Origin of the sequence: Streptomyces albidochromogenes, from assembly GCF_005981925.1 — a bacterium.
Lineage (GTDB): Bacteria > Actinomycetota > Actinomycetes > Streptomycetales > Streptomycetaceae > Streptomyces > Streptomyces albidochromogenes.
The window spans coordinates 1-2253 of record NZ_VBVX01000536.1; the positions used below are offsets into that span (position 1 = coordinate 1).

Annotated in this window: 1 protein-coding gene; it reads left to right on the plus strand. The window is 67.7% G+C overall.

What is annotated here, in order from left to right; translation table 11 throughout:
• Positions 1–193 precede the first annotated feature (193 nt).
• Positions 194–1990, plus strand: a complete 1797-nt coding sequence (locus E2E34_RS33550; RefSeq protein ID WP_138905601.1) for a bifunctional metallophosphatase/5'-nucleotidase — start codon at positions 194–196, stop codon at positions 1988–1990.
• Positions 1991–2253: the final 263 nt, after the last annotated feature.

Below are 2253 nucleotides of genomic sequence, written 5' to 3' on the forward strand. Positions count from 1 at the left end.
GTGTACGGGTCGGGCCGGCGGGCTTCGGGGTGCTCGGGTTCGTGGGTCACGCTCTCCACTGTCGCACCCGGGTGTGACAGCGGGTGGTCATCAGATCGAAACCCCGAAGGGGTGTTGTGGGTGTGGCTCGTTGGGCCAGAATCTACGCGCGTCACGTTGTGCGACGGAAGCACGGAACGAGGAGACAAGAAGCATGCCGCTGAACCGTAGGACGTTTCTGGGCCGCTCGGCTGCCGCGGGGGCCGGTGTCGCCGTCGTCGGCGGTGTCGGGGCGGCGCCCGCCGCAGCGCACGGTCACGGGCGTGGGCCCAAGCGCTACTCCTTCACCGTCATGGGCACGACGGACCTGCACGGCAATGTCTTCAACTGGGACTACTTCACGGACAAGGAGTTCGACGACAAGGCCCACAACGACGTCGGTCTGGCGAAGATCTCCACCCTGGTGAACCGGGTCCGCGAGGAGAAGGGCCGCCGCAACACGCTGCTCATCGACGCGGGCGACACGATCCAGGGAACGCAGCTTTCGTACTACTACGCCAAGGTGGACCCGATCACCGCGAAGCGCGGTCCGGTGCATCCGATGGCGCAGTCGATGAACGCCATCGGGTACGACGCGGCCGCTCTCGGGAACCACGAGTTCAACTACGGCATACCGGTGCTGCGGAAGTTCGAGGAGCAGTGCGACTTTCCGCTGCTCGGTGCGAACGCGCTGGACGCGAAGACGCTGCGTCCGGCGTTCCCTCCGTACTTCATGAAGAGGCTGCGTACGCCGCACGGCCGTGACGTACGGGTGGCGGTCCTCGGTCTGACGAACCCGGGTATCGCGATCTGGGACAAGCAGAACGTGCAGGGGAAGATGACGTTCCCGGGTCTGGAGGAGCAGGCGGCGAAGTGGGTGCCGAAGCTGCGCTCCATGGGTGCGGACGTCGTGATCGTGTCGGCGCACTCGGGTTCGAGCGGCACGTCGTCGTACGGTGATCAGCTTCCGTACGTCGAGAACGCGGCGGGTCTGGTCGCCGAGCAGGTTCCCGGTATCGACGCGATCCTGGTGGGCCACGCGCACACGGAGATCGCCGAGTACTTCGTGGAGAACAGGGCGACGGGCAAGAAGGTGGTCCTGTCGGAGCCCCTGAAGTGGGGGCAGCGGCTGACGCTGTTCGACTTCGACCTGGTGTGGTCGAAGGGCCGCTGGACGGTCGAGAAGGTCGGCGCGAAGGTGCTGAACTCGAACACGGTCCCCGAGGACCCGAAGATCGTGCGGCTGCTGGGTGACGAGCACGAGAAGGTCGTGGCGTACGTGAATCAGGTCATCGGGACGTCGACGGCCGCGATGACGACGGCGGAGGCGGCGTGGAAGGACGAGCCGCTGATCGATCTGATCAATCACGTGCAGGCGGAGACGGTACGGGCCGCGCTGGCCGGCGGGGCGTACGCGGGGCTGCCGGTGCTCTCGCAGGCGTCGTGCTTCTCGCGGACGGCGAAGGTGCCGGCGGGCGAGGTGACGATCAAGGACGCGGCGGGTCTGTACCCGTTCGAGAACACCCTTGAGGCGCGGCTGCTGACCGGTGCGCAGCTGAAGGAGTACCTGGAGTTCTCGGCGCGGTACTACGTGCAGACGGCGGCCGGGGCTCCGGTGGACACGTCGAAGCTGACGAACGCGGGTGGTACCCCGGACTACAACTACGACGTGGTGTCGGGTCTGACGTACGAGGTCGACATCGCGAAGCCGGCCGGTTCACGGATCGTGAACCTGGCGTTCGAGGGGCGGCCGGTGGATGCGGCGGCTGAGTTCGTGCTGGCGGTCAACAACTACCGGGCGAGCGGCGGCGGGGCGTTTCCGCATGTCGCGGGGGCGAAGCAGCTGTGGGCGAATTCGGAGGAGATCCGTAACACGATCATCACGTGGGTGAAGGCGAGGGGCACGCTGGATCCGGCGGAGTTCGCGGTGGTGGGCTGGAAGCTGACGCGCGACGGCGTGCCGGTGTTCTAGTCGGCGTGGATCTTCGGGGGCGGGTCGTCCGTCGTGGTCGCCCCTCGCCGGGCGGGCCGGCTCCGGGGCGGGGCGCTCCCGAAGATCACGTGATTCTCCGTACGGCTCCTAGTGTCCCTGGACCAGTGGGGTGAGGGCCGGCTGCTGGGCGGCGAACTCGGGCCAGGGCGTGGCCGCGTACATCCGCTGGAACGCCTCGTCGCGGCCGTAGTCGGGGGCGCAGGTGGTGAAGTGCGCGCCGCCCGGCGTCTCGATCACCCCGG